We start from the raw sequence: 20849 nt of genomic DNA, 5'->3' as shown, positions 1-20849 counted from the left end.
AGGAGGATACCCGAATGAACCGCGACCGCCGCTTGCTGCGGCTCGACCTGCAGCTGTTCGCGGGGGAGAAGACGGAGAAGGCGACGCCCAAAAAGCGCAGCGAAGCCCGCGAAAAAGGCCAGGTTGCCAAAAGCCCGGAGATCGCGAGCTCGCTCATTCTGGTGGCCGTCCTGTCGGTCATGCTCATGCTCGGTTCCTTCTTCCATGAACGGGTGTTCGGCTTGTTCGCGGATACGTTCCGCAACGGGTTATCGATGGAAGTCACCAAAGCGAACGCGTTCGCGATGTTCGCCAAGTACGCGGTGCAGATGCTGTTGATCCTGGCGCCGATCCTCGTGGCCACCTTCGTCGTGGCGCTGGCTGCCAGCTACGCGCAGATCGGATGGTTGTTCACGACGGAGACGCTGAAGCCGCACTTCAACAAGCTGAACCCGATCAGCGGCGTGAAAAACTTGTTCGGGACGCGTTCGCTCGTCGAATTTGCGAAGAGCTCGCTCAAGCTGACCGCCGTCGCTCTCGTCGTTTATCTCGTCATTTGGGCGGAGAGGGACCGCATCATGGCGCTGTCCCACGTGCCCGTCGAAGACGTCTTTTCGTTTGCGGCCAGCCTCACCGCGCGGCTCGCGCTGCTCGTGGCTTCGATGCTGTTCGTTCTGGCGATCGGAGACTACTACTATCAGAAGTACGAATACGAGAAAAGCTTGCGGATGAGCAAGCAGGACATCAAGGACGAATTCAAAAACGCCGAGGGCGATCCGCTCATCAAAGGCAAGATCAAGGAACGGCAGCGGCGCATGGCGCTCATGCGGATGATGCAGGAAGTGCCCAAAGCCGACGTCATCATCACCAACCCGACGCACTTTGCCGTGGCGCTGCAGTACGACAGCACCCGGATGGACGCGCCGCGCGTCATCGCCAAGGGCCAGGATTACCTGGCGCTGCGGATTCGGGAGATCGCCAAGGCGAACGACGTCGTCACGATGGAAAACAAGCCGCTCGCCCGCGCGCTGTTCGAACGGACGGAGATCGGGGACGTCGTCCCCGCGGATCTGTTCCAGGCGGTCGCGGAAGTGCTGGCCTATGTATATCGGCTCAAAGGCCGCAGGAAAGTGTAAGCGAGGGCGCGTCAGGCGCATCAACGTGAGAGGGAGGGAACGCCAATGAAAATCCGGGACTTAAGCATTCTTGTCGGCATCATCGGCATCGTCCTGATGATGGTCGTCCCTATCCCTAAGCATCTGCTGGATCTGCTGCTGATCATCAACATCTCGGCCGCGCTCATGATTCTTCTGATTTCCATGAACACGCGCGACGCGATCCATTTTTCGATCTTCCCGACGCTGCTCCTCATCACGACGCTGTTCCGGCTGGCGCTAAACGTATCGACGACACGTCTCATCCTCCGGGACCATGATGCAGGCAACGTCGTCTCCACGTTCGGCAGCTTCGTCGCCGGCGGGGAGATCGCGATCGGGGTTATCGTCTTTCTCATCCTCGTCATTGTGCAGTTCATCGTCATCACCAAAGGTTCCGAGCGCGTCGCCGAAGTCGCCGCACGATTCACCCTCGACGCGATGCCCGGCAAGCAGATGAGCATCGACGCCGACCTGAACGCCGGCCTCATCAACGAGACGCAAGCGCGCGAGCGCCGGGAGAAGATCGAGAAGGAATCCGACTTCTACGGCGCGATGGACGGCGCGAGCAAGTTCGTCAAAGGGGACGCGATCGCCAGCATCATCATCGTCGTCATCAATCTGATCGGCGGCTTCATCATCGGGATGGCCATGCACGGCATGTCGCTGAACGAGTCGCTGAACACGTACGCCATCCTCAGTATCGGGGACGGTCTCGTCAGCCAGATCCCGGCGCTGCTCATCAGCACCGCGACTGGCATCATCGTCACCCGCGCCGCTTCGGAAGGCAACATGGCACAGGATTTGTCCACGCAGCTGTTTCGCTATCCGAAGCTGCTGTACATCGTGGCGGGCACGGTCATGCTGCTCGGCATCGCGACGCCGATCGGCTTTCTGGCGACGGTGCCGTACGCCGCCATCCTCGCGATCGCGGGCTACCGGCTCCAACGCAACCTGGCGAAGCGGCAGCACGAGGAAGAGCTGCTCGTCGAGGAGAAGCAGATCGAAGAGGTCCGCAGCCCCGAGAGCGTCATCAGCCTGCTGCAGGTCGATCCGATCGAATTCGAGTTCGGCTACGGGCTCATCCCGCTGGCCGATACGCAGCAGGGCGGCGACCTGCTCGACCGGATCATTCTCATCCGGCGCCAGTGCGCCCTCGAGATGGGACTTATCGTCCCGGTCATCCGCATCCGCGACAACATTCAGCTCAAGCCGAACGAGTACGTCATCAAGATGAAGGGCAACACGGTCGCGCGCGGCGAGCTGCTGCTGCATCATTACCTGGCCATGAGCCCCGGCTTCGAGGACGAGTCGGTTACCGGCATCCCGACGAAGGAGCCCGCCTTCGGGCTGCCGGCGCTCTGGATCGACGAAGCGACGAAGGAGCGGGCGGAGCTCGCCGGCTACACGGTCGTGGACCCGCCGTCGGTCGTCGCGACGCATCTGACCGAGGTGATCAAGCGCTACGCGCACGAACTCATCGGCCGCCAGGAGACGAAATCGCTGGTCGACAGCGTCAAAGAGAGCTACGCCACGCTGGTGGACGAGCTCGTCCCGAACATCCTCACAATCGGCGACATCCAGAAGGTGCTTGCGAAGCTGTTGAAGGAAAAAATCTCGATCCGCGACCTCGTCACCATCTTCGAGACGCTGGCGGATTACGGCAAGTACACGAAGGACCCCGACGTCCTGACCGAATACGTGCGGCAGGCGCTGTCGCGCCAGATTACGCAGCAGTACGCGAATCCGAGCGAGCCGCTCAAGGTCATCACGGTCAGCCCCGGCGTCGAGAAGAAAATCGCGGAGGCGGTGCAGCAGTCCGATCAGGGAAGCTATCTGGCGATGGAGCCGTCCTCCACGCAATCGATCTACAACAAACTGAGCGAGCAAATCAACAAGACCTTGCAGTCCGGACAGCAGCCGATCATCTTGACGTCGCCGAATATCCGGATGTACATGCGCCAATTGATCGAACGCAGTCTGCAAGATATTCCAGTGCTGTCCTACAGCGAACTGGAGCCTAACATCGAAGTGCAAAGCGTCGGGGTGGTGAACGCATGAAGGTCAAACGATATTTGGTAGGCGATTTGCCCGAAGCCGTGCAGCTCATCCGCAGCGAGCTCGGCTCCGACGCCGTCATCCTCAACACCAAAGAAATCCGCACGGGCGGATTTCTTGGCATGTTCCGCAAGAAACGTGTGGAGGTGATCGCCGCGGTCGACGAGAAGGAAGCCGCCAAGCCGTCCTACCGCGCGCCCATGAGCCGGCCCGCGGCGCCTTCGTCCGCGGCCGAGCGCGCGCAGCGGCCGCCGCTGCCGGCGACGAAGCCTCCGGCGGCCTCCGTGCTGGCGGACGATCCGCCGGCGGAGGAGGCCCGGCAGGCGCCGCTACTGCCGCCGGGCGCGATCCGCCAGCGGTACGGCGGCAGCGCGGAAGCCGCGCCGCTAGCCCGGCCGCAGGCCAGCCCGGGGCAGACGGAACCGCCTGAGCCCGCGCAGCGGCCGTCCGCGAGGACGGCGGCCGGGCCGGGCGAAGCGCGGGCCTCCGGGGAAGGGGCGTCGATGGCGGCGCAGCTCGCGGCCGTCCTGTCGGACAGCCTGCGCGGCGCGGCCCATACGGAGGCCGCGGCGGCGAAGATGCCGTCCGCGCCAACGAAAGCGACGGCGGCACCGCCGGCCGGAGATGCTGCGACCGAGACGGCCGCGCTGCTCGCCGAGCTGCGCGAGCTGAAGGCGTATATGCAGCGGGCGAACCGGGAGCAGTCCCAGCGCGCGATGCCCGAGGCGGTCCTCGCGCTGTCTCGCCGGCTGGCCGTGCAGGGCGTCGAGCCCGTCTACGTCGAGCAGTTCGCCGAGGCGGTCACCGCCCGGCTCGCGGAGCGGAACGAGGCGGAGGCTGGGTCGAACGACGAAACGGCTTATGCGCTGGGGGCGGCGCTGCTCCGCGAATGGCTGGCGCCGGCCGCGGACGACGGGCTGTCGGCGGAGACGAAGATCGTGAACTTCGTCGGTCCGACCGGCGTCGGCAAGACGACGACAATCGCCAAGCTGGGCGCCGAGCAGGCGTTCGTCCATCGGCGGTCGGTCGGCTTCATCACCGCGGATACGTACCGGATCGCGGCCGTCGATCAGCTGCGGACGTACGCAGACATCCTGAACGTGCCCCTCGAGGTCGTTTTTTCGCCTTCTGAGCTGACCCGCGCTTACAAAAAGCTGGAGGACCGCGATCTGCTGTTCATGGACACGGCCGGCCGCAACTACCGCAACGAGCTGTTCGTCTCCGAAGTGAACAGCCTGCTGGCGCCAGGGCAGAAGGCGGAGACGTTTCTCGTCCTGAGCCTTACGCACAAATACGGCGACATGCGGCAGGTGGCCGAGAACTTCGCGCGCTACGGCGTCCACCGGCTGCTGCTCACGAAGATGGACGAGACGGACTCGTACGGCGCGATGCTGAACCTCGTGATGGAATTCGGGTTCCAAATCCCGTACGTCACGTTCGGACAGACCGTGCCCGACGACATTCGCAGGTTCGATGCGGATGCACTGATCGCGAAGCTGCTGGGGGACGCCGCCGATGCATGATCAAGCCGAAGCGCTCCGCCATCTCGTCCATTCCCGCGAGCTCGGCGGTGCCCGATCCACCCGCATCGTCACGGTGACGAGCGGCAAGGGCGGCGTCGGCAAGTCGAACTTCAGCCTGAACTTCGCCCTTGCGCTGCAGAATCGCGGATACCGCGTGCTCCTGTTCGATGCCGACATCGGCATGGCGAACATCGACGTCCTGCTGGGGACGCCTGCGAAGTACAACCTGTTCCACCTGCTAAAGCGGGAAAAGTCGATTTGGGAGATCATCCAGTCCGGGCCGGGCGGCCTGCAATTCATTGCCGGAGGCTCGGGCTTCCGGGATTTGATCCGGCTCAGCGAGGCGGAGCTCGACTACTTCACCGGGGAAATCGCCAAGCTTCACGGGCACGTGGACTTCCTTTTGTTCGATACGGGCGCGGGGCTCTCCAAGGAAACGCTCCGCTTCATCGGCGCCGCAGACGAGACGATCGTCGTCACGACGCCGGAGCCGACCTCGATTACGGACGCCTACGCGCTCATGAAGATGGTGCGGCAGATGGGACAGGACGCCGCGTTCCGCCTCGTCGTCAATCGCGTCGAAGGCGAGCGGGAAGGACGGCAGACGGCCGACAACATTCGGCAGGTCGCGCAGACCTACCTGCAGCTGGAGCTGCCGCTGCTCGGCTTCGTTCCGGACGACGGCCATGTCTCTCGGGCGGTCAAGCGGCAGACGGCGCTGTCGATCGCCTATCCCGATTGTCCGGCGGCCCGAGGGATCGACGGCATCGCAGCCGCGTACGTACGCGCCGAGCCGCGCGCGCCGGAACGCAACCTCAAAGGCTTCTTGCAGCGAATGCGCAAATTGTGGAGCTGAACCAACAACTTAGACGTCGAAAAGGGGGAGCCGCATGAACGCGTTCAAAGTGCTGGTGGTCGACGATTCCCCGTTCATGCGAAAAGTGGTGAGCGACCTGATCGCGGCGGATGGCGCGTTCCGCGTCGTCGGCACCGCGAAAGACGGCGCCGAAGCGCTGGAGCGGGCGAGGGAGCTCGGACCCGATCTCATTACGATGGATTTGGAGATGCCCGCGATGAACGGCCTGGAGGCGCTTCGCCGGATCATGGCCGAGCGTCCGACGCCCGTCATCATGATGTCGGCCGTCACCGACCGCGGCACGAGGGATACGATCCGCGCGCTCCAGTACGGGGCGATCGATTTCATCCGCAAGCCGGACGGCTCGGTGAAGCTGGACATCAGGCAGGTGGGCGAGCAGCTTCTCGAAAAGCTGCACGACGCCGCCGAGATGGCGCAATCGGGCGCCATGCGGCTGCCGGCGCCTTTCGAGGACCCGGACGAGCCGGTCGCCGCCGCGGAGCCTGCCACCCATGAGCGGCCGCCGTCGGCGCCTTCGACCGCAGCGCCGCCGCCTGTGCCGGGGCCGGCCAAACCGAAGCCGACCGAATCGAGGCCACCGGACCGGAAGCCGCAAGGAGCGGCAAGTCCGGCACCGAAGGCGGGCGAGCCGCCCGCCGGGACCGTGGCGCCGCCCTCGCCGAAGCCGGGTGCAGCACCTCGCGCCGCCGCAGCGGGCGGCACGGCGCAGACCGGTCCGGCGGCGAGAAAGCGGCCGGACGAGCCCGGCACGCCGCGGCCCGCCTCGCGCAAGGCGTCCGGCGCGCCCGTTCCTCCGGCAGTCCCGGCCGCCGAAAGCGGGCTCGCCCGGACGGCGCGTCCCGCTAAGCCCCCGCGCGCCGAGCGGCCGTCGTCGCCCGCACCCGCCGCCCGCACGGGCGGAACCGAGGCTGCTGCGGCGCAGGTCCGAAGCGCGGCGTTCACCGACGTGGTCGCGATCGGCACGTCGACCGGCGGCCCGCGCGCGCTGCACGAGGTCATCGCGAATTTGCCGGCGGACTTCCCGGCGCCGGTGTTGATCGTGCAGCATATGCCGCCGAAATTCACGTTTTCGCTCGCGCAGCGTCTAGCATCGTTCGCGAAGATCCCGGTCCGCGAAGCGCGGGATGGCGAGCCCGTCCGCGCAGGCGAGGCGTACCTCGCCCCCGGCGGCTGGCATCTGTCGCTCGCAAAGGACGCGTCGGGCGCTTACCGCATCGCGCTCTCCGAAGAAGCGCCGGTCAGCGGCCACCGCCCGTCCGTCGACGTCCTGTTCGAATCGCTCCTTGCGTTCCCCGAGCTCCGGCGCCACGCCGTTCTCATGACGGGAATGGGGAGCGACGGCGCCAAAGGCATGAAGGCGCTGCGCGACGGAGGGGCCGTCTCGACGATCGCGGAAGCGGAGGAGACGTGCGTCGTCTACGGCATGCCGCGCTCTGCGATCGAATGCGGAGCTGCGGCGCAAGTAGCGAAGCTGCAGCAGATTGCGGGGCTGCTCGCGCAACAGGTAAGCCGGCGAAGCCCGGCAGGGCAACGCACGGATGACCAATCAGGAGGTGTCGGCCAGTGGAAATGAATCAGTACTTGTCCATCTTTATCGACGAAGCGGGCGAGCATCTGCAAGCGTTGAACGAAAACATGCTGAAGCTCGAGCAAGCGCCCGAAGACATCAGCATCGTCCAAGTCATCTTCCGGTCCGCCCACACGCTCAAAGGCATGTCCGCCTCGATGGGCTTCGAAGACTTGGCATCGCTCACGCACGAAATGGAAAACGTGCTCGACCTCGTGCGCAACGACAAGCTCAAAATGAACGGCGGCATTTTCGATACGCTGTTCCAATGCCTGGACGCGCTCGAAGCGATGGTCCAGGATATCATCGGCGGGGGCACCGGCAGCGGAGACGTCGCCGGCCTGGTCGCGCAGCTGAAGGCGATCGTCAGCGGCGAGCCCGCGGCCGCTTCGCCCGCGGAAGCGGGAGGCGCCGCATCGTCGGAGCTGTCGCTCGTGGCCGCGCACATGCTGCTCGACCAATACCAGCTGTCCGTGCTGCGCCAATCGATCGAAAACGGCAACCCGGTATTCCATATCGAAGTGACGATCCGCAGCGACTGCCTGCTGAAGGCCGTTCGCGCCTATATGGTGTTCGACGCGCTGGAGCGCAACGGCGAAGTCGTCAAGTCGCATCCGTCCGTTCAGGAGATCGAACAGGAGCAATTCGACCGCAGCTTCTCGGTCTACTATATCTCCAGGATTGACCAGGAGCAGCTCGAGGAGACGCTAAACCGCGTCTCGGAGCTGGAATCGGTTGTCGTCGCACCGTTAGATCTCGAATCGCTCGCCGAGCTGGACCAGTCGCGCGAAGCGTCGAACCAAGAGGCGATGCAGGCGATGAAGGAAGTTGCGGCCGCCGCGGCGCCTGCAGCGGCGCCCGCCGCCGCTCCCGCCAACCGACCGGCGGCGCCGGAAGGCGGCGCCCGTCCCGCGGCTGCGGCGTCCGGAGGCGGAGGCAGCGCCGCTCCTCGCACGATCCGGGTCGATATCGACCGTCTGGATTCGCTCATGAACCTGTTCAGCGAGCTGCTGATCGACAGGGTCCGGCTGGAGCAGCTGGCTTCGGAAGTGCGCCGCAACGACCTGACGGAAACGGTCGAGCATATGGCCCGCGTCAGCAGCGATCTGCAAAACATCGTGCTGAAGCTGCGCATGGTACCGGTCGACAGCGTGTTCAACCGCTTTCCGCGCATGGTCCGCGATCTGGCCAAGTCGCTCGGCAAAAAGGTCGACCTGATCGTCACCGGTGCGGAAACCGAACTGGACCGGACGGTCATCGACGAGATCGGCGATCCGCTCGTCCACTTGATCCGCAACTCGGTCGACCACGGCGTAGAGCCGATTGAAGATCGTATCGCGGCGGGCAAGAGCGAGTCGGGTACGGTTCACTTGCGCGCCTTCCACAGCGGCAACCACGTCTTCATCGAGATCGAGGATGACGGCCGCGGGATCAACCGTCCCAAGGTGCTCGAAATCGCGATCAAGCGGGACGTCGTCTCCGCCGAAGAGGCGAAGAAGCTGAGCGACGACGAGATCAACATGCTGCTGTTCGCTGCGGGCTTCAGCACGGCAGACAAAATCTCCGACATCTCCGGCCGCGGCGTCGGGCTCGACGTCGTCAAATCGAAAATCGAATCGCTGGGCGGCCAAGTGTCGGTCACCTCGAATCCGGGCACCGGCACGAAGTTCTCCATCCAGCTGCCGCTGACGCTGTCGATCATTTCGGCGATGCTAGTCAAGCTGGGCTCCGAGAAATACGCTTTTCCGCTGTCTTCCATCGTCGAGACGGCGATCGCCAAGCGGACGGACATCCGCGAGGTGCACGGCAGCCGGATGATCGAGTACCGCAAGGCGATCATCCCGGTCGTCTCGCTGGCGCAGTTGCTCGATTCCCCCGATTATCGGGACGAGGGCGAGCAGGAAACCGAGATGCTGGTCATCCGCAAAGGCGACAAGCTGGCCGCGGTGCTCGTCGACGAGCTGATCGGGCAGAGCGAGATCGTGCTCAAGACGCTGGGCAAGTACTTGACGAACCTGGACGTCGTATCCGGCGCCACCATCCTTGGCGACGGGCAAGTGGCACTGATCGTCGACCCGAACGCGTTAATCAAATAATGGAAGACCATTTCGAGGAGGGCTCCCAATGGCAGAGGAATTCAAGGTAATCGTATTTACGCTGGCGCACGAAGAGTACGGCATCGAAGTGGACAAGGTCCGCACGATCGAACGGATGTCCCCGGTAACGCGCGTGCCCAAGACGCCGCCCTTCGTCAAAGGCGTCATCAACCTGCGCGGTGTCGTCGTCCCGGTCATCGATCTGCGCAGCCGATTCGGCCTCGCCGAAACGGAGCCGACCGACAATTCGCGGATCATCATCGTCGCGGCGAACGACCTCGAAGTCGGCTTCATCGTCGATGCGGCCAACGACGTCATCGACCTGACGTCCGACGCGGTGGAGACTCCGCCCGAAGTCGTCGGCGGCATCAAGGCCAAATACTTGAGCGGCGTGGCGAAGTTCGGCGAAGACCGCCTGCTGATTCTCCTGAACCTGTCGGAAGTGTTGAACCGGTCGGAGATCATCCAGCTGGAACAATTCGGGGCGTAACCGGTGAAGCTGTTCAACCACGATACCGAGTTCAAAATGGACGTGCTCCGCGAGGTCGGCAACATCGGAGCCGGACATGCGGCCACCGCGCTCTCCCGGCTGCTCGACAAGCCGGTCGACATGGCGGTCCCGACGGTCAGCTTCATCCCTTTCGAGGAGATCGCGGACCGCGTCGGCGGACCGGAGGAAGTCGTCGTCGCCGTGTTTCTGCGGGTCGAAGGCGAAGCCCCCGGCAACATCTTTTTTCTCATGAGCCGGGAGCAGGCACGCGGACTGCTGCAGGGGCTGCTTGCCTTCGAGACGACGGGCGGAGAGACATTCACCGAGATGGAGATGTCGGCCCTGTCCGAGATCGGGAATATTTTGGCCGGCTCCTATCTGTCGTCGCTGGCGGATCTGACCGGACTGCCGCTGTCGCCGACCGTCCCGTCCATCGCCGTGGACATGGCCGGCGCCATTCTGACGTACGGCCTGCTGCAGTTCGGTACGATGGGCGACGACGCGCTGCTCATCGACACGACCTTCCTCGAAGGCAAGCACGAAGCGGAGGGCCACTTTTTCTTCATCCCTGATCCGGAGTCTTTCGAGCGGATGTTCCGCGCGTTGGGAGTGCCGGTCGAATGAGCGAGGCCGTTATCGTCAAAGTCGGGATGGCCGACCTGAACGTCGCTGCGGGCGGCGCCTCGCTCCGCACGACCGGCCTCGGCTCCTGCGTCGGACTGACGCTCTTCGATGCGGGCCGGCGCATCGCGGGCATGGCGCACATCATGCTGCCGAGCTCCGACATCTCGCGGGGAGATCAGCTCAATGTCGCCAAGTACGCGGATACCGCGATCCCCGAGCTGCTCGCGCGCATGAAGGACGCGGGAGCGGATCTGTCCAAGCTGGTCGCCAAGATGGCCGGCGGGGCGCAGATGTTCGCTTTCGCGGGGGGCAGCGACAGCATGCGGATCGGTCCCCGCAACGTGGAATCCTCGCATGCGGCTCTGGCCAAATGGTCGATCCCCGTCATCGCGGAGGATACGGGCGGCAATTACGGACGCACGATCGAGTTGGACAGCGCGAAAGGCATCTTGACCATCCGCAGCGTTCAGAACGGCGTAAAGGAGATTTAACATGATCGGTTCCTGGCGATGGAATGTCGGGTTCGCCTTCTTCGGGGCGGTGCTGACGCTTCTCTTTTCGATCGGACACAATCCGATAGGCACGACGCTGCTGCGCAGCCTCTACGCGCTCGCGGCGTTCGGCCTGCTGGGCTTGCTCGTCCGCTTTGTCTGGGGCCAGCTGCTGCGGCCGGCACAGGTGCCGCTGCTTCCGCAGCCGATTCCGGAAGAGGGGCGGGGAGCCGTCCTCGATGTGACGACGCCCGGCGACGACGAATCGTTGACGGATCTGATGAAGCGGCAGTGGACGGGCGCCGGCGGCGAGCCGGTTGCCGGATTCCAGCCGCTGGACCCGCCCAAGCTCGTATCGATAGATCATCCGGAACCCGAACAAGTGGTACAGGCGGTCCGGCGCCTGACGGACGAATAAGGAAGGTGAAGCAGTGATGATCGATCAATCCCGTTCCCGGCTATCCCATCATGAAGTCTGGCTCCGTTGGAAAGAAGAAGGGGATTCGGACGCGAAAAAAGAGCTGATCGAGCATTATTTGCCGCTTGTGGATTACGTGTCGAGCCGGATGGCCGTCGGGCTGCCCAAGAACGTCTCCAAGGACGATCTGGTCAGCAACGGATCGATGGGGCTGATCGACGCGATCGAAAAATTCGACTACCAGCGCGGGTTGCAGTTCGAAACCTACGCCTCCTGGCGCATCCGCGGCTCGATCATCGACGGGCTGCGGCAGGGGGACTGGGTGCCGCGTTCGGTTCGCGACAAAGCGAAAAAAATGGAGGACGCATACGCCGTCTTGGAACAGCGGCATCTTCGGTCGGCGACAGACGAAGAGATTTGCGACTATTTGAATATATCGGAAAAGGACTTTCAGCACATGCTGCAGGAAGTCGCGGTGGCGACGATCTGCTCCCTCGAGGAGCCGATCCGCGAGGAGGAGTCGGAGACGCGCCTGTCGCTGCTCGTTGACGAGAAGGCGCTAAATCCCGAGTTCAAGGTTCACGAGACGTACTTGAAGGATTCGCTCGCCCAAGGGATCGAGAAGCTGACGATCAAGGAGCGAACCGTCGTCTCGCTCTTCTATTACGAAGATCTGTCGCTAAGCGAGATCGCCGAGGTCATGTCGTTGTCGCCTTCGCGTATCTCACAGCTTCATTCCAAGGCGATTCTTCGACTGCGCGCGGCGCTGGCCAAGCAAAAGGATCAACTGCTGCAAAAATAGCTACGTCGCAAGGCGTTAACGGTATTCACGAAACTGGATGGGAGGCGTCAGTCGATGTCCGGCGATCAGGATCTCTCTTGGGATCAGATGATGGAAGTGACCATAACCGAAGACAAGTTAAAAGCCATTTTAATTTTTAAGCGGGTAGAGGGCGCCTTGAAGCTTACCGAGCGGGACCTGGAGCAGGTGTTGTCCGGCTACGGCATCCGGCACGGCGTTCAGCGCGATACGCTGACGATGATCGTGCAGCGTCCTCAGGACTTCTATTTCTCCCAAAACGTGGTGGCGATCGGAACGGCGCCGGAGCCCGGCGAGAACGGCTACGTCAAAGCGCTGTTCGAAGAGACCAACAGCGACAAACGCCCGGCCGAGCGAGGGGACGGAAGCGTCGATTACCGCGAGGTGACACAGCTCGCCAATGTGAAGGCGGGCCAGCTCATCGCTTCTCGCGTACCGCCGGGAGCCGGCGTCTCCGGCATGGCGGTGACGGGCGAGGAGCTTCCCGCCAAGGATGGCAAGGAAGCGCATTTCAAAGTCGGCAAAAACGTCGTCGTCAACCCGGAAAAAACGGCGATGTACGCGGCGATCGACGGCCTCGTCACCCGTACGGACAAGGACAAGCTGAACGTCTTTCCCGTCTTCGAGGTGAACGGTGACGTCGACTACAACATCGGCAACATCGACTTCGTAGGCACGGTCGTCATTCGCGGCAACGTGCTGACCGGCTTTCGCATCCGGGCGGCCGGAGATATCCGCGTGACCGGCGGCATCGAAGGGGCGGAGGTCGAGTCGGACGGCTCGATCGAGATTTCCGGCGGCATTATCGGAAGCAACAAAGGCTACGTCAAAGCCGGCTGCGATGTGCGCTGCTCCTTTATCCAGGAAGGCAACGTCACGGCGGGGCAGGACGTGGTGGTGTCGCAAAGCATCATGCACGCGAACGTCAGAGCGGGACGCAACATCGTCTGCGCGGGGGCCAAGGGCTTGATCGTCGGCGGTGTCCTGCAGGCCGGCGAACGCGTGGCGGCGCGGACGATCGGCAACGCCATGTCGACGGCGACCGCGGTCGAGGTGGGCGTGCGGCCCGAGCTTCGCCAGGAGCTCGTCGAGCTGCGCAATCAAATCCGGCTCCTGGCGGAAAACCTGGACAAGACGGAGAAGGCGCTTGCCATGCTGAACCAACTGGCTTCCGTCGGTCAGCTGTCCGCCGACCGGCTGGCGATGCGGATCAAGCTGACTTCGACCCGCAGGCAGACGTCCGATGAGCTGCAGGCGGCCAGGGAACAGATTCTCGAGATCGAAAAGACGCTCGAGGACGCGGAGTCGTCCCGCGTCGACGCGGTACATACCATCTACGGCGGAACGAAAATCGTCATCGGCCGGTACACCCGGTTCGTCAAGGACAGCGCGATGCGGGTATCCTTTCGGTATTCGGACGGAGAGATCATCATGATTCCGTACCATTAAAGGAAGCATGCGCCCAGGCCCGACTCGGGCGGCTGTAGAGAGGGGGAAGTCCGTGAGCTTCAAACCGTTGGACCTGCAGACGTCCATCCCGCGTTCCGTGGAGTTGACGCAGCTGCATCAGCATCAGCAGCAGCGGCCGGCGATGGAGCAGGCCGCACTCGGCGACCAGGCGATGAAGCGAGCAGAGCGGCAAGCTCAGCAGATGACAAAGTCCGAGGGAACGGCGGGCAAGAGCATCTCCGAGCGGGAGCCGCGGGAGGGCAAACGCGATTCCCGCAGCCCGTCCAAGCGGGAGAGCGCGTCCGAAGAGGGCGCGAACGAGGCGAAAGAGAGCGCGAATGCGCATCCGTTCAAAGGGCGGCATATCGACTTCACGCTGTGAAGCGGAATGCCGCGGGAAAGGGGCAAGAAGGCATGGCACCTTGGCTGACCATCGTGGTGGCGGGAGCGGCGATCGCCGGCTACGGCTGGCTGCTCCCGCGGGCCAAGCCGCAGGAGCGCGAGGCGTCGGACGAGCAGGCGTACGATTTGCTGCTGAGCGAGCTCGAGACGGAAAATCGCGAGCTGGTGGACGCCGTCGCGACGTTTAAGCAGGAGCAGGACGAGACGGTCGCCCGGCTGGGCCGCCGGATACTAGAGCTGGAAAAGCAAATGACGGCGCAGGGGGAACAGCTTGCGGCCGCTTCCCTGGAAGCGCGGGAATCGCCTGCGCGACGCGAGGAGACCGTGCCCGCATCCGAGCCGCAGTCGCCGAAGCCGATGGTCGCGGCGGAGCCGGAGGTAACGGCTGCCGAGGCCGTCGGCGCGCGCGGGGAGACCGTTGCGACCGAGCGGCCGGCTGCCGTGGCTGCGGAGTCGGCGCCCGTCTCCGCTCCGCAGACGAGCATGCGCGGCCGTTACGGGGAGCTGCTCGACCTTCATGACCGGGGCCGCTCCGTCGAGCAGATCGCCAAAGCGATGAATATGAACAAAGGCGAAGTACAGTTGATTCTACAGCTGGCCCGCCGGGAGGAGGAGCGGCATGCGCAAAAATCGTAGCCTGCTCGTCGGACTCGGCATCGGCCTCATGCTCGGCGCTTCGATGCTGCAGCTGATGACGGCCGCCCGGCAGCAGGAGTCGCAGCTGCAGGAGAGGGATTCGCTGAGCCTCGAGACGGTGAAGAAGGACGCAGAAGGACTCGGCTACTCGCTGCTCAAGCTCGGCGGAGACACGTACAGCCAAGAGCAGCTGGACGAAGCCGTGAAGAAGGCGGCGGACAAGGCCGCGGCGGATGCGAAGGGCGCGGCCGAAAAAGCCCTCCAGGAGAGCGAGGCGGCGAAGCCGGACGCGCCTGCGCCTTCACGGGAGGCGTCGAAAGCCGAGAAGGGAACCTATCATTTATATATCGCTTATAACGACGACCTCACGCGCGTCGCTTCGAACTTGGAGGAGATGGGACTCATCGCCGACAAGGCGGCGTTTCTGAAAAAAGCGAAGCCGCAGGCCAAGTCGCTGCAGGTGGGGCTATGCACGTTCCAGGCCGAGCCGACGTTCGACGAGATCATCGCGGAGCTCACCCGCAGGAAGCATTGATTCCTGCGGTTTTTTATTTTGACGGTGCGGATCCCGCGCCGGATTTGCCGTACCGACGAACGGCGCCGGGGGCTGCGATGGGCACAAAGGAGACCGCGGCAACCGGCCGCGGTCTCGTTCGCCTTCCTATTTAAAAAACAAAAAGTGCGTCGGCAGCTTGCGCAGCGTGCCGTCGGACGGCGAATTGACGACCCGTCCGTTAAAGACGAGCGACGTGGAGCCGCCGCCGTCCAGATTGTACCCGTCGACCGCGCCGTACCTCTGCAGGAGCAGCTGCATTTCCTCGAGCGTGGCGCCGGAGCTTCCGTTCTCGTTGTAGCCGTTGGCGATCAGGAACAGCAGCTGGTCGTCCTTGTAGTTCGCGATGACGGTGCGGGGCGCCCGCTTCGGGCTTGTCCGCCACTTGTCGGGGATGACGGTCGGCTGTCCGCCCTTCATCAGGATCGGCACGAAGGTGGCGCCGAACTTCGGACCGAGCGCATCCAGCTGCGCCTGGCTCGAAAACTTGCCGCCGATGAGCTTGTTGTTCGCGTTCAGGCCGACGAAGAACAGGTCCTTCATCGTCGGCTGGAAGCCGTCGACGTAGCTCCCGCCGACAACCGTCGTGCCGAGCGGGTACCGTTTGCCACCGCCGTCCGCGAAGCCGCCGGCATTGATGCCGATGGCCGCCTTGTAGCGGTTCGCCGCGGACAGCGTCGTCTCCGCGCCGCCGATCTTGTCGTTGCCGAGCACGAGCTTCGCCGCGTCCTGTTTCTTCATCTTGATCTTCACCGCATAGCTTTGGAAGTTCTGCGTCCCCAAGTAATAAAGCTGCGCATCCAGCTTGTCCGAGCGGATCGTCGCGGAGGGGCTGCCAAGCTTGCGCGTAATCCGGCTATCGTAGATCTGATAGGGACGGCCCGCCTGGCTTGAAGCGATCGAGGCGATCTTGGCCATGTCGGCATTGGTCTTTTGGTACAGGGTGATCTGCTTTTTGATCGATTGGCCGGTGCCGCTTGCCAGCTCCCGCGCCTGGTCGAGGCCGGCGAGCGCGGGTCCGTCCGCTCCGGCGGACGCCGGCGACTGAGCGCCGAGCTGCGGGTAGGCTTGTTCGGACAGCTCGAGGCTTACGTTCGAGAGAAACAGCCAAAGGAGCAGGCCGAGAAACGGCGCGCACGCGAGCAGCAGCGTCCGGTTCAGCGGACGGACGGCGATCGCGCTCATTTCAGCACGTCCAGGCTTTTCTTCAGCTCGGCGAGCTGCTTCTTGACTTCCGCCAGCTGCGTGTACAGCTTGTTGCTGTTGTCCGTCTTTGTATCGGCATTGTCCTTGGCGAAGGTAAGGAGCTCGTTCAGGGCCTCGATTTTGCTTTCCATTTGGGCGATCGATTGCTGGTAGCCCGACTCGAGCGCTGCGATCCGGCTCGTATAGTCCTGCTGCATGGCGGAGATCTGGACGGCCGTCTGCCGTTCGAGATCGGCGGCCACCTGGCGCTGGATATGATCGGAGTAGGCCTTGGCGCCCAGGACGCCTGCGGCGATCAGGACGGTCCAAAGGACGGCATAAAAGAGAAGAGGGCCCTTGGTCCGCTTGCGGGGGGGCGTCTCCGGATACGTGTCGGGGTATACGGCTTGCGCTGTCGAAGTTCTCATTTTCGTTTCTGCTTACACCTCTCTTGTTGTCATTGCGGCTGCGACGTCAGAATAAGTACGAACGTACTAACGACTGGGAGACGGAAAAGTTGCGGAACATCATGGGATTGTAACATAAATCGGCAAAAAATGCGCCAATCGTCCCACGATTCGCAGGCTCGCGGAGGGGCGAAAGGATCGCTCCTGCGGAGGAGAGCGTTCGGATCGTCGCGTTCGTCTTGCAACATCCGACATCGTGTGTTATATTATTGCTCGGTGTGAAAAAACGCACGCCGTTCAATTCCGTCAGCGGTGCTTCCTGCGGGGAGTTCTGGCGGAAGGCGCGAACCGGCGGAGGAGATTCACCTACAAAAACCATTCAGGAGGTGCAGTGAAGATGGCAGTTATTTCCATGAAGCAGCTTCTCGAAGCTGGGGTACACTTCGGCCACCAAACCCGTCGTTGGAACCCGAAAATGGACAAGTACATCTTTACCGAGCGTAACGGCATTTACATTATCGACCTGCAAAAGACGGTCAAGAAAGTCGACGAAGCGTACAACTTCGTTCGCCAGCTCGGCGAACAAGGCGGCACGATGCTGTTCGTCGGCACGAAGAAGCAAGCCCAAGACTCCGTCAAGGAAGAAGCGGAGCGCAGCGGCCAGTTCTACATCAACCAACGTTGGCTCGGCGGCACGCTGACCAACTTCTCCACGATCCAGAAGCGGACCGACCGTCTGCACCAGCTGGACAAATGGGAACAGGACGGCACGTTCGAAGTGCTGCCGAAAAAAGAAGTCATCCTGCTCCGCAAGGAGAAGGAGCGCCTCGAGAAATTCCTGGGCGGCATCAAGCACATGCGCAAGCTGCCTGACGCGCTGTTCATCATCGACCCGCGCAAAGAGCGCATCGCGGTCGCCGAAGCGCGCAAGCTGGGCATCCCGATCGTCGGCATCGTAGACACGAACTGCGACCCGGACGAGATCGACTACGTCATCCCGGGCAACGACGACGCAATCCGCGCCGTGAAGCTCCTGACGTCGAAGATGGCCGATGCGATCGTTGATTCCCGCCAAGGCGAAGAGACGACGGCTTAATCGAATCGCAACTTACGCTTTGCTAGAACAAGGGTGGTCAGAAGAGAACCTTCTCGCCGCCCTTTTTTTGAAAAATAAGAACATACGGACTCCGCCCCGCGGGCGCGGAAGACTCAGGAGGGTATCTCAAGTGGCAGTAAACGCAGCAGACGTAAAAACGCTTCGCGAGAAAACGGGAGCAGGCATGCTCGATTGCAAAAAAGCGCTGGAGGAAGCGGGCGGCGACCTGACGAAAGCCGCTGAGCTGCTCCGCGAGAAGGGCCTTGCCGCCGCCGCCAAGAAAGGCGACCGCGTCGCCACCGAAGGCCGCGTAGAGTCCTACATCCACGGCGCCGGCCGCATCGGCGTGCTGGTCGAAGTCAACTGCGAAACCGACTTCGTCGCCATGACCGATCAGTTCAAAGAATTCGTGCGCGATCTGGCGATGCACATCGCCGCTGCCAGCCCGAAATACATCCGCCGCGAAGAAGTCGAACAAGGCGAGCTGGACAAAGAACGCGAAATTTTGCGCAACCAGGCACTGAACGAAGGCAAGCCGGAAAAGATCGTCGACAAGATGGTCGAAGGCCGCCTGAACAAATACTACGAAGAGAACGTGCTGCTCGAGCAATCGTTCGTCAAGGATCCGGACAAAACGATCCAAACGCTGCTGAACGAGAAGATCTCTACGATCGGCGAGCAAATCTCCATCCGCCGCTTCGTCCGCTTCGAGCTGGGCGAAGGCCTCGAGAAGAAGCAAGACAACTTCGTAGAGGAAGTCATGGCGCAAGTCAAAGCATAATTTCACGTGCAGGGAACACGCGGTGTTCCCTTTTTTTCAGGGTATCCGGTTTGCTGAAATAGAGAAATGGTGGAGGTACTTACGTTGAATCGTCCCGTCTACAAACGAGTGGTGTTGAAGGTCAGCGGCGAGTCGCTATCCGGGTCGAACGGATACGGCATCGACGCGTCGACCATCCTGTCGATCGCCGATCAAGTCAAAGAAGTGGTGGAGCTCGGCGTCGAAGTCGCGATCGTCTGCGGCGGAGGCAACATCTGGCGCGGCATCGCCGGCAGCCAAAAGGGAATCGACCGGGCGACCGCGGACTACATGGGCATGCTTGCGACGGTTATGAACTCGCTCGCGTTGCAGGACGCGCTCGAGCAGATCGACGTACCGACGCGCGTACAGACGTCGATCGCGATGCAGCAGATCGCCGAGCCGTACATCCGCCGCCGCGCGATCCGCCACCTGGAGAAGGGGCGCGTCGTCATTTTCGCCGCCGGTACGGGCAATCCGTTTTTCTCGACGGATACGACCGCCGCGCTTCGGGCCGCCGAGATCGAGGCCGAAGTGATTCTGATGGCGAAAAACAAAGTGGACGGGGTATACAGCGCCGATCCGTTCAAAGACGCCACCGCAGAGAAATACGAACAGCTGACCTACATGGACGTGCTCAACAAAAATCTCGGCGTCATGGACTCCACCGCATCGTCGCTCTGCATGGACAACAACATTCCGCTTCTCGTCTTCGCGATCACCGAAAAAGGCAATATCAAACGGGCCGTCATGGGCGAGAAGATCGGCACCATCGTTAAGGGGAGCGTGGAATAACAATGCCTCAAGCGATTAAGAAAAACGCGGAAGAACGCATGGAAAAAGCGCTGGGCGCGCTGAAGCGCGAACTGGCCACGCTGCGCGCGGGACGCGCGTCTCCGGCTATGCTGGACCGCGTCCAGGCGGAATACTATGGCGAGATGACGCCGGTGAACCAGCTCGGCTCGATCAACACGCCGGACTCCCGCACGTTGATCATCCAGCCGTGGGACAAGTCGGCGCTGGCCGCGATCGAGAAGGCGATCCTGAAGTCCGACGTCGGCCTCACGCCGGCGAACGACGGCACGATCATCCGCCTCAACATCCCGCCGCTCACCGAAGAGCGCCGCGCGGATCTCGTCAAGTCGACGAAAAAATACGGCGAGGAAGCGAAGGTCGCCATCCGCAACATCCGCCGCGACGCGAACGACGACATCAAGAAAAAAGAAAAAGGCGAAATTTCCGAGGACGAGTCCCGCCGGCATCAAGAGGACGTCCAGAAGACCACCGACCGCTACGTGGCCGAAGTGGACAAAATTCTCGCCGCCAAAGAAAAAGAGATCATGGAAGTGTAATGCCTTACGACAGGGCCCCTCCGCAAGGTGGGGTTCGTTTATTGTTCTGGATCAGGGGGAACAGCCATGATGAACCGTTTCTTGAACGGTTGGTTCCGGAAGAAGCAGCAGGACGGAATGACGACCAGGACGGCCGCTTCCGAATCTTCCCGCGATGGAAATGACTTGTCGCCCACGGATATTCCGCGGCACGTGGCGATCATTATGGACGGGAACGGACGCTGGGCCAAAGCCCGCGGCCTTCCCCGCATCGCCGGGCATCACAACGGGATGAAAACCGTCAAACGGATCACCCAAGCCGCAGACCGCCTAGGTGTGCGCTATTTGACTTTGTACGCCTTTTCCACGGAAAACTGGAAGCGGCCGAAGGCGGAAGTCGAATTCCTGATGAAGCTGCCGCAGGAATTTCTGTCGCTGGAGCTGGACGAACTGATGCGCAACAACGTGCGCGTCCGCATGATGGGCGTCCGCGAGCTGTTGCCGGACTTCACGTTGGCGGCGGTGGAGGAAGCGGTGCGCAAGACGGAGAACAACACGGGACTCGTGCTGAACTTCGCGCTGAATTATGGCAGCCGCATGGAAATGGTCGAATCGGCGCGCCAGCTCGCGAGACGTGCGGCGAGCGGGGAGATCGATCCAAACGACATCTCCGAAGCCGACTTCAGCGCGGGCCTGCTCAGCTGTGAGCTGCCCGATCCCGACTTGCTCATCCGGACGAGCGGCGAGCTGCGGCTCAGCAACTTCATGCTGTGGCAGCTCGCTTACAGCGAATTCTGGTTTACCGACGTATACTGGCCGGAGTTCAGCGAAGCGCATTTCCACGAGGCGATCCGCGAATACCAACGGCGGGCTCGCCGTTACGGAGGACTCTAG

General features: G+C 62.6%; 22 protein-coding genes. 20 read left to right on the top strand and 2 right to left on the bottom strand.

Annotated elements, in window-relative coordinates:
• Positions 1–14 precede the first annotated feature (14 nt).
• Genes flhB through LKX83_RS24355 form a run of 15 tightly spaced genes read left to right on the top strand, consistent with a single transcriptional unit; the run spans position 15 to position 15119 of the window.
• A complete protein-coding gene (flhB, locus tag LKX83_RS24425; protein WP_227885451.1) occupies positions 15–1115 on the top strand; it encodes a flagellar biosynthesis protein FlhB in 1101 nt (366 codons plus the stop codon).
• A gap of 45 nt (positions 1116–1160) precedes the next feature.
• Entirely contained in the window at positions 1161–3194 is a 2034-nt protein-coding gene (gene flhA, locus LKX83_RS24420) for a flagellar biosynthesis protein FlhA (protein ID WP_227885450.1), read from the top strand.
• Positions 3191–4714 carry a flagellar biosynthesis protein FlhF gene (flhF, locus tag LKX83_RS24415; RefSeq protein ID WP_227885449.1) on the top strand — a complete coding sequence of 508 codons (1524 nt, stop codon included), beginning with the start codon at positions 3191–3193 and terminating at the stop codon, positions 4712–4714. The genes flhA and flhF overlap by 4 nt, the downstream gene beginning before the upstream one ends.
• Positions 4707–5570, top strand: coding sequence for a MinD/ParA family protein (locus tag LKX83_RS24410; RefSeq protein ID WP_227885448.1), 864 nt, complete (start codon positions 4707–4709; stop codon positions 5568–5570). The genes flhF and LKX83_RS24410 overlap by 8 nt, the downstream gene beginning before the upstream one ends.
• A 34-nt stretch (positions 5571–5604) precedes the next feature.
• Positions 5605–7164, top strand: a complete 1560-nt coding sequence (locus LKX83_RS24405) for a protein-glutamate methylesterase/protein-glutamine glutaminase (protein ID WP_227885447.1) — start codon at positions 5605–5607, stop codon at positions 7162–7164.
• On the top strand, positions 7155–9254 hold the full coding sequence (locus tag LKX83_RS24400; protein ID WP_227885446.1) for a chemotaxis protein CheA: 2100 nt from the start codon (positions 7155–7157) through the stop codon (positions 9252–9254). Before LKX83_RS24405 ends, LKX83_RS24400 begins: the two co-directional genes overlap by 10 nt.
• Before the next feature lie 28 nt (positions 9255–9282).
• Positions 9283–9744, top strand: coding sequence for a chemotaxis protein CheW (locus LKX83_RS24395; RefSeq protein ID WP_227885445.1), 462 nt, complete (start codon positions 9283–9285; stop codon positions 9742–9744).
• 36 nt (positions 9745–9780) lie between these two features.
• Positions 9781–10368: a chemotaxis protein CheC gene (locus LKX83_RS24390; RefSeq protein ID WP_255654848.1), complete on the top strand. Its 588-nt coding sequence runs from the start codon at positions 9781–9783 to the stop codon at positions 10366–10368.
• The gene (locus LKX83_RS24385; protein WP_227885443.1) at positions 10365–10859 is read left to right on the top strand and encodes a chemotaxis protein CheD; all 495 of its coding nucleotides are present in this window, start codon (positions 10365–10367) and stop codon (positions 10857–10859) included. Before LKX83_RS24390 ends, LKX83_RS24385 begins: the two co-directional genes overlap by 4 nt.
• A gap of 1 nt (position 10860) precedes the next feature.
• Positions 10861–11277, top strand: a complete 417-nt coding sequence (locus LKX83_RS24380; protein ID WP_227885442.1) for a hypothetical protein — start codon at positions 10861–10863, stop codon at positions 11275–11277.
• A 16-nt stretch (positions 11278–11293) separates the two neighbouring features.
• Positions 11294–12079 carry a FliA/WhiG family RNA polymerase sigma factor gene (locus LKX83_RS24375; protein WP_227885499.1) on the top strand — a complete coding sequence of 262 codons (786 nt, stop codon included), beginning with the start codon at positions 11294–11296 and terminating at the stop codon, positions 12077–12079.
• 54 nt (positions 12080–12133) lie between these two features.
• Positions 12134–13546, top strand: a complete 1413-nt coding sequence (locus tag LKX83_RS24370; protein ID WP_227885441.1) for a DUF342 domain-containing protein — start codon at positions 12134–12136, stop codon at positions 13544–13546.
• 52 nt (positions 13547–13598) lie between these two features.
• Positions 13599–13928, top strand: a complete 330-nt coding sequence (locus LKX83_RS24365; RefSeq protein ID WP_227885440.1) for a hypothetical protein — start codon at positions 13599–13601, stop codon at positions 13926–13928.
• Between the two features lie 32 nt (positions 13929–13960).
• Complete coding sequence (locus LKX83_RS24360) at positions 13961–14584, top strand: hypothetical protein (RefSeq protein ID WP_227885439.1); 624 nt, start codon at positions 13961–13963, stop codon at positions 14582–14584.
• Positions 14568–15119: an endolytic transglycosylase MltG gene (locus tag LKX83_RS24355; RefSeq protein ID WP_227885438.1), complete on the top strand. Its 552-nt coding sequence runs from the start codon at positions 14568–14570 to the stop codon at positions 15117–15119. Before LKX83_RS24360 ends, LKX83_RS24355 begins: the two co-directional genes overlap by 17 nt.
• Before the next feature lie 126 nt (positions 15120–15245).
• On the opposite strand, the gene LKX83_RS24350 is transcribed toward LKX83_RS24355, so the two are convergent.
• Together LKX83_RS24350 and LKX83_RS24345 are read right to left on the bottom strand one after the other, a co-directional pair.
• The gene (locus LKX83_RS24350; RefSeq protein WP_227885437.1) at positions 15246–16322 is read right to left on the bottom strand and encodes a phosphodiester glycosidase family protein; all 1077 of its coding nucleotides are present in this window, start codon (positions 16320–16322) and stop codon (positions 15246–15248) included.
• On the bottom strand, positions 16319–16750 hold the full coding sequence (locus LKX83_RS24345) for a hypothetical protein (protein WP_227885436.1): 432 nt from the start codon (positions 16748–16750) through the stop codon (positions 16319–16321). The genes LKX83_RS24350 and LKX83_RS24345 overlap by 4 nt, the downstream gene beginning before the upstream one ends.
• Before the next feature lie 376 nt (positions 16751–17126).
• On the opposite strand from LKX83_RS24345, the gene rpsB reads away from it, so the two are divergent.
• From rpsB to LKX83_RS24320, 5 genes are all read left to right on the top strand, one after another.
• A complete protein-coding gene (gene rpsB, locus LKX83_RS24340; RefSeq protein ID WP_227885435.1) occupies positions 17127–17825 on the top strand; it encodes a 30S ribosomal protein S2 in 699 nt (232 codons plus the stop codon).
• 130 nt (positions 17826–17955) lie between these two features.
• Positions 17956–18606: a translation elongation factor Ts gene (gene tsf / locus LKX83_RS24335; RefSeq protein ID WP_227885434.1), complete on the top strand. Its 651-nt coding sequence runs from the start codon at positions 17956–17958 to the stop codon at positions 18604–18606.
• 84 nt (positions 18607–18690) lie between these two features.
• Positions 18691–19419, top strand: a complete 729-nt coding sequence (gene pyrH, locus LKX83_RS24330; protein WP_227885433.1) for a UMP kinase — start codon at positions 18691–18693, stop codon at positions 19417–19419.
• Positions 19420–19421: 2 nt separating this feature from the next.
• Positions 19422–19976, top strand: coding sequence for a ribosome recycling factor (gene frr, locus LKX83_RS24325; protein WP_227885432.1), 555 nt, complete (start codon positions 19422–19424; stop codon positions 19974–19976).
• 69 nt (positions 19977–20045) lie between these two features.
• Complete coding sequence (locus tag LKX83_RS24320) at positions 20046–20849, top strand: isoprenyl transferase (RefSeq protein ID WP_370639123.1); 804 nt, start codon at positions 20046–20048, stop codon at positions 20847–20849.

The sequence above is a fragment of the Cohnella baijiui genome (genome assembly GCF_020731285.1).
Lineage (GTDB): Bacteria > Bacillota > Bacilli > Paenibacillales > Paenibacillaceae > Cohnella.
Note: the sequence above shows the minus strand (reverse complement) of the source record. Positions and strands in the feature narration are given on the sequence as shown.